The 12789-nt window shown below is 41.2% G+C and carries 11 protein-coding genes; 9 read left to right on the top strand and 2 right to left on the bottom strand.

Going from position 1 to position 12789, the window contains the following annotated elements; translation table 11 throughout:
- Window positions 1-63 precede the first annotated feature (63 nt).
- Both AACZ87_RS06370 and AACZ87_RS06375 read right to left on the bottom strand, forming a co-directional pair.
- Entirely contained in the window at window positions 64-507 is a 444-nt protein-coding gene (locus tag AACZ87_RS06370) for a DUF393 domain-containing protein (RefSeq protein WP_339865863.1), read from the bottom strand.
- The gene (locus AACZ87_RS06375) at window positions 504-3281 is read right to left on the bottom strand and encodes a gliding motility-associated C-terminal domain-containing protein (RefSeq protein WP_339865864.1); all 2778 of its coding nucleotides are present in this window, start codon (window positions 3279-3281) and stop codon (window positions 504-506) included. The genes AACZ87_RS06370 and AACZ87_RS06375 overlap by 4 nt, the downstream gene beginning before the upstream one ends.
- Before the next feature lie 300 nt (window positions 3282-3581).
- Here AACZ87_RS06375 and AACZ87_RS06380 point away from each other — a divergent pair, with 300 nt between their 5' ends.
- From AACZ87_RS06380 to AACZ87_RS06420, 9 genes are all read left to right on the top strand, one after another.
- Window positions 3582-4262, top strand: coding sequence for a succinate dehydrogenase cytochrome b subunit (locus tag AACZ87_RS06380; protein ID WP_339865865.1), 681 nt, complete (start codon window positions 3582-3584; stop codon window positions 4260-4262).
- A 13-nt stretch (window positions 4263-4275) separates the two neighbouring features.
- Window positions 4276-6210: a fumarate reductase/succinate dehydrogenase flavoprotein subunit gene (locus AACZ87_RS06385; RefSeq protein ID WP_339865866.1), complete on the top strand. Its 1935-nt coding sequence runs from the start codon at window positions 4276-4278 to the stop codon at window positions 6208-6210.
- A gap of 31 nt (window positions 6211-6241) precedes the next feature.
- On the top strand, window positions 6242-6991 hold the full coding sequence (locus tag AACZ87_RS06390) for a succinate dehydrogenase/fumarate reductase iron-sulfur subunit (RefSeq protein WP_339865867.1): 750 nt from the start codon (window positions 6242-6244) through the stop codon (window positions 6989-6991).
- Window positions 6992-7247: 256 nt separating this feature from the next.
- On the top strand, window positions 7248-8051 hold the full coding sequence (locus tag AACZ87_RS06395) for a DUF2971 domain-containing protein (RefSeq protein ID WP_339865868.1): 804 nt from the start codon (window positions 7248-7250) through the stop codon (window positions 8049-8051).
- A 128-nt stretch (window positions 8052-8179) separates the two neighbouring features.
- Window positions 8180-8773: an HD domain-containing protein gene (locus AACZ87_RS06400; RefSeq protein WP_339865869.1), complete on the top strand. Its 594-nt coding sequence runs from the start codon at window positions 8180-8182 to the stop codon at window positions 8771-8773.
- Between the two features lie 309 nt (window positions 8774-9082).
- The gene (locus AACZ87_RS06405; RefSeq protein ID WP_339865870.1) at window positions 9083-10519 is read left to right on the top strand and encodes a sodium:solute symporter family protein; all 1437 of its coding nucleotides are present in this window, start codon (window positions 9083-9085) and stop codon (window positions 10517-10519) included.
- On the top strand, window positions 10516-10956 hold the full coding sequence (locus AACZ87_RS06410; RefSeq protein ID WP_339865871.1) for a GNAT family N-acetyltransferase: 441 nt from the start codon (window positions 10516-10518) through the stop codon (window positions 10954-10956). Before AACZ87_RS06405 ends, AACZ87_RS06410 begins: the two co-directional genes overlap by 4 nt.
- A gap of 1 nt (window position 10957) precedes the next feature.
- Window positions 10958-12040: an alanine/ornithine racemase family PLP-dependent enzyme gene (locus AACZ87_RS06415; protein WP_339865872.1), complete on the top strand. Its 1083-nt coding sequence runs from the start codon at window positions 10958-10960 to the stop codon at window positions 12038-12040.
- 59 nt (window positions 12041-12099) lie between these two features.
- Complete coding sequence (locus tag AACZ87_RS06420; protein ID WP_339865873.1) at window positions 12100-12693, top strand: porin family protein; 594 nt, start codon at window positions 12100-12102, stop codon at window positions 12691-12693.
- Window positions 12694-12789 lie beyond the last annotated feature (96 nt).

Genomic DNA, 12789 nt, shown 5'->3' on the forward strand with positions numbered 1-12789 from the left:
ACTAGTGTTTTTTGTTCGGTGCAAATATATGGCTTTTCCTAAAGGCAGTCTTCACTTCCAGATTCATGAATTCGCCATAAGCCTGGATTTGGATAAGGTTTCTGCTGAAAGAAATTTTGCTTTTTCTGCAGGAGTTGGGAGACGGCAGGTGCTTTTCTTGCCGAACCATCGGTATCTATTCGCTCCGATCCAATTGTAAATGGGGTCGCGGAGGAATTTTGGTATAAAAATAAGTGGATACAATGCTGGCCAAAGTCCCGATAGATTTTTGGCTATTTTAAGTGCAGCTGAGCTTTTGTAATAGATTTTGTCTTCTTCCAAAAGAACCAGAGAATCAAGATAATCCTCTCTCACATCATAATTGGCAAGAATTTTTTTACTGAAATCCTCTTGCAATGCTCCCACTAAGAAGTGATCCTTCTTATCTCGTTGGATCACAAAATCAATGGAAGCATTACAGAGGTTACAAACCCCATCAAAAAAAATGATGGATTTCGCGTTTATCATCTAAGAAGTTGAATAGTTCCTTTTAGACTTTGGTTTTGTTGTGCAGGATCTAGAACATCGAACACTACATTTCCTGAATAGTAATAGGTGCCAGCAGGTAGTTCATTTCCATTTTTATCTTTGCCGTCCCATTTGATGTAAAGGTCGTTTTCACCTGAATTTAAACTGTTATAGGAGAAAACTTCCACTCCCCAACGATTGACGATGAAGATATCTACACCTAATACAAATCTTGGACACTGAGCAAAAGGATTATCAAATGCCATGAAGGTCTCATTCAATCCGTCTCCATTTGGAGTAAATGCATTTGGCAGATTGTAGCTTGGACAGTTCTCCACACAGACCACATTGCTCGGTTCAGATTCATTACCTGACCTGTCCACAGCCGTGATGTAATAGCATCCTCTATAGGTAGTCAGGTTAGAGATAGTGGTAGAAAGTTCCAATGAAGAAATCTGTGCAATCAATTCAAATTGACTATCCTCTCCATCAGATGTATAGTAAAGTCTATATCCACTCAACTCGTCATCACATTCTCCAGTAAAGTCAGGAGTCCAACTTAACTCATGTTCATAAGTGGTGTTATTACAAGGGACCTCTGCTACATATTCAGTACATTCTGGACCTTCGAAAGTCAATACAGGCGGACAAGGCAAGCGGTTGTCATCAGGCTTGGCACAAACGATTTGAGATTTGTTTTCCAATGGATAAACAAGTCCAGCTACATTGTAGGATCCCTTTGTGATTACGTAATAACAATATTCAATTTCTTTCTCGAGTGGAACACCATTGAAGCTACCATCATCCAAATACTTGAAGCCACTAGTCGTCACATCCACTTCAGCGATTTTCACAAATGTGGCTTCATCTGCGGCGGCAGCATCTGTTCTGTTTCTATATACCTCATGCTTATATTGGGCTACTGAGTTGTTCCATGGAACAGTGAATTCCCAGTTCAATTCTATTGATTCATTTATAATGGTAGGATCTGCCCAGACAGAGGATGCTTTGGAAGAAGTGTCAATTTTAGTGTTTCTGTCTAGCAACACGACTTCGTAATTGTAAACGACATTTTCTGTATTCAGGCCTGTGTCGGTAAATAAGGTGTCTGATGTGACTCCAAGTGATACCTGACCTGTGTTTCCAGTGAAACCTGTGCTTCGCAATAGTTCATAGCTATAAGGCCCTGGGAACTGCACTTTATCAATATCATACGGAGGAGTCCATTTCACGAAAATTTCACCAGCTGAAGGATCTGTCTGCTCCACACTTACATTCGTGATAATCGGCACATCCACATCGATTGTGACGCATATTTCCTGAGAAACTATGCTTTCTCCAGCTCTTGGCTGAGGATAAGCAGCCACCAATCTATAGCAATAGGTATTGCCTGGAGCTAGGCCATCCCCACCATTTGTGTCAAGGAAATTCAATGTTTGCATAGTAGTAGTGCCAATCAATTCATAGCCGGCCCGGATTCCAGTTTCACAGCTGTCTGGTAGGTAAGGGTCAGAATTGATTCTTCGCCAGATTTGCATTTCACTTGCAGAGTTTTCGCAGGCATAAGGATCCCATTTAAGTTCCGCAGTTCTTCCAGGCATTTGCTCTATTTCGTCAAACACAGGCGGTGGTCCTACTACTTTGATGCGCCAGGTTTTAATGTCCACAAGAGCTGGACCAGAGCTTGGATCATCAGTGATTCTAACTCGCACTTCGTATTCCCTCGCTCTCACGTGATTGCAGACGGTTTGCCAATCGAAATTTACTATCCCTGGACTCACTTGGTATGCGGATTCTGGGGAATAAGTAGCTGGAGAGGTAGTTATTTCTATCGGTTCCCCAAATACTTCGATCCTGATCGGGTCTCCATCTGGGTCTTGTCCCTGAATGATTTCTTCTATTTTCGTCCCTGCTACTACGCACAGGTCAGGGGGCAAAATTAACTCTGGTCTTCTATTATTTGAGTTTTCGATGATAATCTGCATGTCTCTGACTACATAGCCTATTAGAACCCATTCCCCATTTAGTTTTCGATATTCATTTATTCGAAAGGCTACATTGAATTGCCCGGCAGTACCAGGGGCATCCCAAACCAGGTCACCTGTGATTGGATCTAATGTTAAAAATGCAGGCGTAGTCCCGTCTTCTTGGCTGAAGCTGAATTCAGGAGAAGCTGGACTTCTGTAGTTATTTACAGGACGTTGATAATTCTGCTTAGGAACATCCATCACGTAGGCCAAGCTATCTCCGTCCGGGTCATAAGCGCCTGGATTGTGAATGTATCTTAGATTTACAGCGCCGTTATCGACGGGTGGGATTGTTAGAACTGGTGAGTTATTAACACCTATAAATGGATCAATGGTAATGGTGGTCTCTACATAAAATGGAGTATCTACCGAATTGTCCATATTTAATGTCTTGTCATTTCGGTTGAATTCCTGAAACCTAATGGTGTAAGTTCCGGGTCCTTGAAAGACATGTGAAATAACAAATTCATTTCGTTCAATTTGATTTCCTAAGTCCGTTACTAGCTCAAAATCACTTTCTGTATTTAATTCAGTGAATCTACCATCTCCAAAATTGATTTCTCCAGGCCCAAAAATTACATTTGATCGGGTGTCAGTGTACCCAACTACTCTTATTCTATACTCCAAAGATTGCGGCGATACCCGCTCAGCTGTGATTTCACCGGCTCTGATATGTGTGGCCAAAGCTTCAGAAATTCCGGCAATCAAGAAGATTAGAAAAAGTCCAAGGGTGATTTTCAGCTTCATATTGGTCAAGTTCATTAGTAAGGAGAAATAGAATGTACGAATTTATCCTCTTTTAAGGTTTTAGCTTACATCTTTTTCCTTTTACGAAATAAAGGGAAGTAAGTAGAAAATCTCCGCAAAATCAAACATTAAATCTTATGATAAGGTTATAAGGCCAACGAATTTTAAAAGTGCTGAAGTCTATTTAGAACTGATTAAAATAAGAGAAGTGTTTTTGAATGGATTGTTTGCTAGTTGTTCCAAATGTAAATTTGGCACAATTAATCAAAGATTTCGTTTTAATCTAATCGCAAAAATTGTATGAGCTGGGTTACAAAAACCTTGAGTAGCACAATAGGCAGGAAACTGATCATGGCATTGACCGGACTTTTCCTGATCCTGTTTTTGACAGGTCACGTATCGGGTAATTTACTGTTGTTCAAAGGAGACGGTGGTGAGGCATTTAATATTTATGCCAAATTCATGACCACCAATCCCGCAGTAAAGCTTCTTTCTTACTTGACCTATATTTCTATCATTGGCCATGTGATCTTTTCTATCTGGCTTTCCAAGAGAAATAAATCAGCACGTCCGATTGGATATGGCGTATCTACTCCGCCTTCTACTACGGTTGCTTCCCGCAACATGGGAATCTTGGGTACGATCATTCTGATCTTTATCGTCGTTCACATGCAAAGCTTCTGGGCCCAGATGCATTGGGGAGATCTTCCTATTGTGACCTATGAAGGAGAGCAATACAAAGACCTTTTCAGCATTGTGACTTTTGCTTTCCAAAACGAGCTGATGGTAATCGGATACGTAGTGGCAATGGCTTTCTTGGCCTTCCACCTTTCTCATGGATTTGCAAGTGCATTCCAGACACTTGGATTGAACCATGTGAAATATTCCCCTGCCATAGCGGTGATCGGAAAAATCTATTGCATCCTGGTGCCAATTCTTTTTGCCAGCATGCCAGTTTATATCTATTTCACACAGAGCTAATCAATAGTCCCCTATGATACTAGATTCAAAATCCCCAATCGGACCTTTAGCCGAAAAGTGGACTAAACATAAGTTTAACAGTAAGCTGGTAAACCCGGCAAATAAGAGAAAATATGAAGTAATCGTGGTAGGTACCGGTCTTGCCGGAGCCTCAGCGGCTGCTTCTTTGGCAGAACTTGGCTATAAAGTGAAAGCATTTTGCTTCCAGGATAGCCCTCGTCGTGCGCACTCCATCGCTGCACAAGGCGGGATCAACGCTGCCAAAAACTATCAAAATGACGGTGACTCGGTATTCAGATTGTTTTACGATACCATCAAAGGTGGAGATTATCGTTCCCGTGAATCCAATGTGTACCGTCTTGCAGAAGTTTCTGTAAATATCATTGACCAGTGTGTGGCGCAAGGTGTTCCTTTCGCCAGAGAATATGGAGGATTGCTCGCGAACCGTTCTTTCGGTGGAGCTCAGGTGTCCAGGACTTTCTACGCTAGGGGCCAAACGGGACAGCAGTTGCTTTTGGGCGCTTATTCAGCCTTGAGCCGTCAGGTAGCCAATGGTAAAGTGAAACTTTATCCACGTACCGAGATGATGGATGTCGTGACTATCGACGGACATGCTAGAGGTATAGTGACCAGGAATTTGATTACAGGTAAAATCGAAACTCACGCAGCTCATGCGGTTCTGCTTTGTACTGGTGGCTACGGAAACGTATTTTTCCTATCTACCAATGCGATGGGATCGAATGTGACCGCTGCTTGGAGAGCCCATAAGAAAGGTGCTTATTTCGCTAACCCTTGCTACACGCAGATTCACCCGACTTGTATCCCGGTATCCGGAGATCATCAGTCCAAGTTGACCTTGATGTCTGAATCACTCAGAAATGACGGTCGTGTGTGGGTGCCAAAGACTGTAGAGCTGGCGCAAAAGCTTCGCAAAGGAGAAATCAAGCCTAGAGATATCAAGGATGAGGACAGAGATTACTACTTGGAGAGAAAGTATCCTTCCTTCGGTAACTTGGTTCCTCGTGATGTGGCTTCCAGAAATGCAAAAGACGTTTGTGATGAAGGTCGCGGCGTAAATGAAACTGGCCAGGCTGTTTTCCTTGACTTCCGTGATGCGATCAATCGTGACAGCGAGGATGCGATCCGCGCGCGATACGGCAACTTGTTTGACATGTATCAGCAGATCACCGGGGAGAATCCTTACCAGACTCCAATGAAAATATATCCAGCAGTTCACTATACTATGGGTGGACTTTGGGTTGATTATAACTTATCTACTACCGTTCCAGGGCTTTATTCCTTAGGAGAGGCTAATTTCTCAGATCACGGAGCAAACAGATTAGGAGCTTCCGCTTTGATGCAAGGTCTGGCAGATGGATACTTTGTGATTCCTTATACTATCGGGGATTATTTGGCACAGATCGGCCCAGCACCTGTGGATACCAATCATCCTGAATTTGCGAAAGCAGAAAAAGGCGTGAAAGATGCTATCCAAAAGCTATTGTCTATCAACGGTACCAAAACTGTAGATCACTTCCATAAAGCTCTAGGGCATATCATGTGGGAATACTGTGGTATGGCAAGAAATGCAGAAGGTTTGACCAAGGCTAAGGGCATGATTCAGGAGCTTAGAAAAGAGTTCTGGAAAGATGTGAAAGTGCTGGGTGCAAACGAAGAATTGAACCAGACACTTGAAAAAGCTAGCCGAGTGGCTGATTTCTTAGAGCTAGGCGAACTGATGGTCGACGATGCGCTGAATAGATCTGAGTCCTGTGGTGGTCACTTCAGACTGGAATCTCAAACTCCGGAAGGAGAGGCACTGAGAGATGATGAGAACTTTGCTTATGCAGCAGCTTGGGAGTTTATGGCGGAGAATTCCCCTGAAACGCTACACAAAGAGCCGCTTGTGTTTGAAAACGTGAAGTTGACTCAGAGATCCTACAAATAAATTCAAGACTTTAATTCATAACTATATTAGTATGAAACTGACATTAAAAATATGGAGACAGAAAAACGCCAGCGATAAAGGCAGTTTTGTCACCTATCCTATAGATGGAATTTCCACTGACATGTCATTCCTAGAGATGATGGATGTCTTGAATGAGGAACTTGCTGTCAAAGGAGAAGATCCAGTGCACTTTGATCACGATTGCCGAGAAGGTATCTGTGGAATGTGCTCACTTTATATCAATGGCCATCCACATGGGCCGAAGCAGACGACTACCTGTCAGCTTCACATGCGTTCGTTCTCTGATGGAGACACCATCACGATCGAGCCTTGGAGAGCTGCGGCTTTCCCGGTGGTGAAGGATTTGGTGGTTGATCGCGGTTCTTTCGATAGAATAATCCAAGCGGGAGGTTACGTGTCTGTGAACACCGGTGGTGTTCCTGATGCAAATGAGATTCCTATTCCAAAGAGAATTGCTGATGAGGCATTTGATTCTGCTACTTGTATTGGTTGTGGAGCTTGTGTGGCAGCCTGTAAAAATGCTTCTGCGATGCTCTTTACCTCTGCCAAAATCTCTCAGTTGGCAATGCTTCCACAGGGTCAGGTGGAACGTATGTCCAGAGCAGAGAAGATGGTCGCTCAGATGGATGAGGAAGGTTTCGGAGCTTGTACCAACACAGGTGCTTGCGAAGCAGAATGTCCTAAGGGAATCAGCCTAACGAATATTGCTAGAATGAACAGAGAGTATTTCTCTGCTTCTATGAAGAGCGAGAATGTATAATTGAATTACGAATTCATAAAGAATGAAAAAGCCGGCGAGAGTCGGCTTTTTTTGGTTTTTGAATGAGAGACTTTCGAAGGGTTTTAGACTGGTAGGATAAAAAAATAGTTGAAAAGAGATTGGATTCCAGTTTGAATGAGAGTTTTGTCTAATTTTAGTTACCAATTGTTTAGTCAGATTGAAAAGATACGAGGCTATCTATATGTTTGAGAGATACGCACAATTGTATGTACAATAATGTAGCCTGCAAAATTTTATGAAAGAGCCAGATATAATATATAAATACAAAGACTTCACCGAAGAATACAGTAGAATGGTTTTTACTAAAAATGAATTATTCCTATCAAGTCCTGAAAGTTTTAATGACCCATTTGATTGCAGAATCCCTCCTTGTTTAAAGCTATTAGGAACTAAAGAAAGAAGTTTTGAATATGCAGCTAGAATTCTAAATACTCAAAAAAGTCAAATTACAGCTTTGGGTAATGAATTTGACAAAGTTTCAGATGATTATAAGAATTTGATGTGGAATAAGCCTGAGGTTGTACAAAATGTTATCAGTCAAATAACTTTTGATGTCCAAAATAAGATTTTAGGAGTTTTATCCTTGACAAATAAATGGAATGACATATTGATGTGGAGCCATTATGGAAATAATCATAAAGGAATTTGCTATGGATTTGACCTTAAAGCTTTACAAAATTCGAAAGAATTTACATATGGAGGATTTGTTCATTACAGTAATGATTACCCTTTGATAGATCCAATAAAATCTATTGAAATAGAGGCGGCTAGCAAACAAACACATCATAAAGCTAGTAATTGGAAATATGAAGAAGAGTATCGCCTAGTTAAGATTTATGATAATGACATTGATCAATTTTCTGAAAAAAGGAAATTTACAATTCCAGATTCGTTTTTTAAAGAAATCATCATCGGAGCTAGATTTCCAGAAAGCGAATTCCAAAATATAATTAGTCTTGCTGAAACTAAGCAAGTTGCATTATATAAAGCTAAAAAAGTCGATTGGAAATTTGAATTACAGCGAGAAAGGATTGTTTAATGTATTTTGGGCAACAACTAGTTTTCGCCCGAGTGGCCTTTTGGGATACTTACCTTTATAGGGCTGTTAATACAAAATATAAGGCACTTCTCAATAGCAATTAAATCCCCTCAAAATCCCACAACCCAATGAACACCTCCAACTTATTACAACAAGTAGCCTTCATCAAAGAAATAGACAAGCTGAAGTACATTCAGCGCAAGACCAAATTATTCAACAGCGACAGACCCGAAAATGATGCTGAGCATAGTTGGCATTTGGCGATGATGACCATTGTACTGGCTGAGCATTCGGACAAGCCAATTGATTTGCTGAAGGTGGTGAAAATGGTGCTAATCCACGACATAGTGGAGATCGATGCTGGCGATACGTTTATCTATGATTCCACAAAGAACCATACGAATACTGAAGAAGAACTTCTTGCTGCTAAGCGGATTTTTGGGCTTTTACCGAAGGAGCAAGCAGAGGAGTTTATAGCTGTTTGGGAGGAGTTTGAGGCTGGTGAAACTGATGAAGCAAAATTCGCAAAAGCCATGGATAGATTTGAACCCCTGCTACAAAACACCTCAAACAATGGTGGTACTTGGGCGGAATTTGATGTTCCCTACCAAAAAGTTTACGACAAGAAAAAAGCAATCAAGCAGGGCTCCGAGGCAATCTGGAGTTATGCAGAGAACTTGATTAACGAAAGTGTGGAGAAGGGGATTCTGAAAAAGGGATAAGAATAGGCAGAGAGTATTTCTTCTTTTCTGTAAAAAGAGAGAATGGATAATTCAATTACTAATTCATAAAGAAGATAAAAAGTCGGCAAGAGTCGGCTTTTTCTATTTTCTGATTTTGAAGTTCTATTTTTTAACAATTTTCTACATGTCAATTGCTCTCTTTATAAATATTAGAACTATTCCAATCCAAAATTGTATTGAAAGATCAAAATTACTCTTAAAACCAATTAAAATTTTGAATCTGAGCCTTTATGCTTAACTTTGAAAAATTATATTTTAAGAAGATTTTGTCACAAATACAAATTAGATATGAGTTATATAGATCTGGGGATCTTTGTCGCCTACATGCTGGCTATGCTGGGAGTGGGGTATTTTTACATGAAGAAGAACTCAGGTCAGGAGGATTACTATGTGGGTGGAAGGAATATCGGCCACTGGCACATAGGTCTTTCAGTAGTTGCGACTGATGTAGGAGGAGGCTTTTCTATCGGCCTTGGTGGATTAGGTTTTGTGATGGGAATGTCGGGTTCTTGGATGCTTTTTACAGGACTTTTGGGCGCTTGGCTCGCAGCAGTTGTTTTGATTCCTCGAGTAAAGTCCGACCCAGCTTTTGCTAAGTTTTTTACCTTTCCGCAGATCATCGGGCATCTTTACAATTCCACCACCGCCAAAGTCGCCGCTGTCATCTGTTTTCTCGGATATCTTGGTTTTACCTCTTCACAACTCTTAGCTGGGGCCAAGCTAGCTTCAGGGACTTTCGAGGAACTCGACCTTTCCTATGCACTATTGATTATGGGAGCCGTGGCGGTGATTTATACCGTGATGGGAGGATTGAAAGCGGTGATATACACCGATACCATTCAGTGGATCGTCTTAATGGCCGGACTGATGTTTATCGGAATTCCGATTTCTTACAACTTTGTAGGGGGCTGGGAAGGTATCCAAAATACGTTGCCACAGGAATTCTTTTCTTTTTCCAATCTCACCTGGCAGGATTTAGCCAACTGGGGAATTACTATTATCCCGATTTGGTTTGTGGGGATGACGCTTTATCAGCGGATTTTTGCAGCACGGGATGTGGAGTCAGCCAAGAAGGCTTGGTTTATCGCCGGACTATTTGAATGGCCAATCATGGCACTTTTAGGCGTTTCTTTGGGTTTACTATCCAGAGTAGCGGTGGAGCAGGGTGCGTTGGAAGGGTTTACTACAGCGATGGATCCCGAGATGGGGCTTCCTGTTTTGCTGAGCCAGATCTTACCAGCAGGAATTTTAGGTTTGATGATGTCGGCTTATTTCTCAGCAGTTCTTTCTACAGCGGATTCCTGCTTGATGGCAGCTTCGGGAAATCTTACCACTGATATTCTGGGGAAATATTACACTTCAAAATCTCTGAAAGAAGAGATGAAAATCTCCCAATTGCTGACTTTAGCAATTGGAATCGTGGCAATTATAATTGCTTGGCAGATGACGGAAGTTTTGAGTTTGATGCTATATTCCTATGCGTTTATGGTGTCGGGCTTGCTAGTTCCAGTTGTAGCTGGTTTGTTTTTCAATCAGACCAGTGCCAAAGCAGCCACTGCATCTATGATAACTGGAGGTTCATTGACGGCGGGATTGATTATCGCCGAAGTGGCACTTCCTTTTGGCTTAGATGCCAATTTATTTGGGCTAACGCTCTCCTTGCTGACGTTTTTGTCAGTGATTTATTTCGAAAAAAACAACAGTTCAAAGTTAAAATCTATATGATCAAACTAGAAACTCTATCAACTATTGACTCTGCGACTTATCTGCAAAAGAATGAGATCGCAGATTTTCTTTTCGTCCACCTTGGCCAGTATGGTGACCCGAAAGAGGATATTATGAAGTGTTTGGATTATGCTCTTGACCAAAGTCTACATGCCGGTGGTTTTGTAGTAATGGCGAGAGAAAATGGGAAAATTCTCGGAGCACTTATCATGAACAAAACAGGTATGTCCGGGTATATTCCTGAGAATATTCTTGTTTACATCGCTGTAGATGCAGAACAAAGAGGAAAAGGAATTGGTGGGAAAATTATGGAAATGGCTATTAAAATGGCTAATGGCTCTATCGCATTGCACGTGGAGCCAGATAATCCTGCCAAGAAATTGTACGAAAGAATCGGCTTTACAAACAAGTACCTTGAAATGAGGTTGACTAAGTGAAATGGCTTACCTGACATTAAATAGAGCTAAGCTCAAAGAGAACTTTGAGTTTCTCAAAAAAACCTTTGCAGAAAGCGATATCTCCTGGGGTGTCGTATCCAAATTGCTTTGTGGCAACAAACTTTTTCTCCAGGAATTAATAGACCTTGGAGTAAAGGAGGTTCACGACAGCAGGATTGGAAATCTCGAAATTGCCAAAGGTCTAGACCCCAATCTACAGACTGTTTACATCAAACCCGTATCCAAAAGATACGTGAGTAAAATGGTTCAGTTTGCTGACGTCAGTTTGAATAGTGAGCTAGAAACTATCCGATGGATCAGTCAGGAAGCGGTGAAGCAGGAGAAGAAGCACAAGATTATCATTATGGTGGAGACGGGAGATCTTCGCGAAGGAGTAATGGGTGAGCGATTAGTGGAATTTTATTCCCAAATCTTCCACCTTCCAAATATTGAGATCATAGGTTTGGGCACCAATCTGAATTGCCTAAATGGGGTAATGCCAAGCACTGATAAGCTCATTCAGCTTTCCTTATACAAGCAGATTATTGAGCTAAAATTCAACAAGAAAATACCTTGGGTTTCAGCAGGAACTTCAGTGACAATTCCATTGATGCTCACTCACCAGCTACCTAAGGGAATCAATCATTTCCGGGTAGGAGAGACCTTATATTTTGGTCTTGATTTGTTTGAGGAAAAAGTAATCGAGGGAATGAATGGAGATGTGTTTGAACTGCATGCGGAAATCATTGAAATGCAGGAAAAACCGCTTTTACCAGTTGGTAATCTGGCAGCTAACCCACAAGGAGAGACTGCTGAGATCGATGAAACGCTGTATGGACAAAGTTCTTTCAGAGCAATCATCGATATAGGTTTGTTGGATGTAGATCCAAAATACCTAATTCCTGCTGATGGGAATTACGAGATTCTGGGTGGCAGTTCAGATATGTTAATTATCAATTTGGGTGAAAATCCGCAAGGATATAAAGTTGGTGATACCTTGAATTTCGATATGAAATATATGGGTGCACTTAGTCTGCTAAATTCGGATTACATCGATAAGAAAGTAATAGAGAAGTTGGACTGAGAAAAAGCTTTTGGCATGGTCGTGGGAATACAGTGGAGAAAACCAACCAGTATTTGACTATGAAAAAAGTAGTGTTAATTATCGCCCTTGGACTAGGAATGGTCCAACTTTCTCAAGCACAATCCTCAGAAAAACCAGGTGGATTTGGAGTCCGAGGTGGAGCCAGTCTTTTCAATTTTAGCGGGGATGATGTTTCCGAAAATGATTACACCAATCGCGTAGGGTTCCATGTAGGTGGATATACGATGTTATTTATGACGGATCGCCTAGCTCTTGAGCCAGGAGTTTATTACTCTGTGAAAGGGACTCAAAATGATGATTTTGCAGACAGCCGAGCGATTTTAGGCTATGTGGATGTTCCGGTTCTTTTCCGACTTTATCCTGCAGAAGGCTTTAATATTTTCGCAGGACCTCAAATTTCCTTCTTACTCAATTCAAAATTTGAGGGGGATTTCTTTGGAAACACGATTTCCTATGACTCTGATGCGATCAAAGAAACAGACTTTGGAGTAGCGATGGGTGTAGGATATAATCTACCCAAAGGATTTAATGTACAAGCATCTTATGATTTGGGATTAACTCCAATATTCAAGGATAGTGATGCTGATGTGTATAACAGAGGATTCAAATTATCTGCTGGCTATACTTTCTAAGGAATAATTTAGTCATGTAAAATGCCTCCGGCTTTAAATCGGAGGCATTTTTTTTTGAGTAATTATTAACCGAAAAGATCAAAAAGGGGACGTAGA

It is taken from the genome of uncultured Algoriphagus sp., assembly GCF_963974365.1.
In the GTDB taxonomy this organism is placed as follows: domain Bacteria; phylum Bacteroidota; class Bacteroidia; order Cytophagales; family Cyclobacteriaceae; genus Algoriphagus.

Bases quoted from the DNA above. Each gene is read 5' to 3' on its own strand.
- AACZ87_RS06370 (WP_339865863.1), bottom strand. From the start codon at position 507: ATGATAAACGCGAAATCCATCATTTTTTTTGATGGGGTTTGTAACCTC.
- AACZ87_RS06410 (WP_339865871.1), top strand. From the start codon at position 10,516: ATGATCAAACTAGAAACTCTATCAACTATTGACTCTGCGACTTATCTG.
- AACZ87_RS06405 (WP_339865870.1), top strand. From the start codon at position 9,083: ATGAGTTATATAGATCTGGGGATCTTTGTCGCCTACATGCTGGCTATG.
- AACZ87_RS06380 (WP_339865865.1), top strand. From the start codon at position 3,582: ATGAGCTGGGTTACAAAAACCTTGAGTAGCACAATAGGCAGGAAACTG.
- AACZ87_RS06395 (WP_339865868.1), top strand. From the start codon at position 7,248: ATGAAAGAGCCAGATATAATATATAAATACAAAGACTTCACCGAAGAA.
- AACZ87_RS06375 (WP_339865864.1), bottom strand. From the start codon at position 3,281: ATGAAGCTGAAAATCACCCTTGGACTTTTTCTAATCTTCTTGATTGCC.
- AACZ87_RS06415 (WP_339865872.1), top strand. From the start codon at position 10,958: ATGGCTTACCTGACATTAAATAGAGCTAAGCTCAAAGAGAACTTTGAG.
- AACZ87_RS06400 (WP_339865869.1), top strand. From the start codon at position 8,180: ATGAACACCTCCAACTTATTACAACAAGTAGCCTTCATCAAAGAAATA.
- AACZ87_RS06385 (WP_339865866.1), top strand. From the start codon at position 4,276: ATGATACTAGATTCAAAATCCCCAATCGGACCTTTAGCCGAAAAGTGG.
- AACZ87_RS06420 (WP_339865873.1), top strand. From the start codon at position 12,100: ATGAAAAAAGTAGTGTTAATTATCGCCCTTGGACTAGGAATGGTCCAA.
- AACZ87_RS06390 (WP_339865867.1), top strand. From the start codon at position 6,242: ATGAAACTGACATTAAAAATATGGAGACAGAAAAACGCCAGCGATAAA.